Here is a 631-nt window from a genome sequence, read left to right on the forward strand (position 1 = left end):
GACTAGCGGCCGCCCGGTGGCGCCGGACCGGCGGCCGGGCCGGCCGCTAGTCCGGCTGCCCCGCCGGGGGCGGTGAGGGCTCCGGCGGGGGTGTGCTCGACGGCGGTTCGGGGGCCGGTTCGGACGCGGGCGGCTCGGAGGGCTCCGGCTCCGGGGGGTCGGAGGGGCGCGGTTCGGCCGGACGCGGTTCGGCGCCGTGCCCCTGGAGGGTGATCACCGCCTTCGCCGGGGCGATCGAGATCCGCGCGGTCCACGCGCCCGCCGGCTCCCGCGACCGGTCGACGGTGACGGCGAAGGCGGCGGACTCGCCGGGCCGCAGCGTCCCGTGCGTACGGTCCAGTCGCAGCCAGGAGGCGTCCGCCGAGGCCGTCCAGTGGACCGGGGAGCCGCCGGAGGCGGTGAGGGTGACGACGGTGGCGTCCCCGGACGGCTGGGCCTCGACCGTCAGCCGGCCCGGCCCGGTGCCGTCCTCCCCGCGCGGCGGGCCCTCCCCGTCCGCGCCTTCCGGGCGGTCCGTGCCGGAGGACGGGGCGCCCCGCCCTTCCGCGCCTTCCGCGCCGGCCACGTCGATGCGGACGCCGGACCCGTCGCGGGAGGCTCCGGCGCCCCCCGTCCGGCCCCCGTCGCCCTG

1 protein-coding gene is annotated in these 631 nt (G+C 81.5%); it reads right to left on the reverse strand.

The genetic code is table 11. From position 1 onward, the window contains the following. Positions 1-46: 46 nt before the first annotated feature. The coding region (locus ACLIYP_RS30705; protein WP_412716338.1) for a BACON domain-containing protein at positions 47-631 on the reverse strand (585 nt) is incomplete at its 5' end.

Source organism: Streptomyces nanhaiensis, from assembly GCF_046614825.1.
Lineage (GTDB): Bacteria > Actinomycetota > Actinomycetes > Streptomycetales > Streptomycetaceae > Streptomyces > Streptomyces radiopugnans.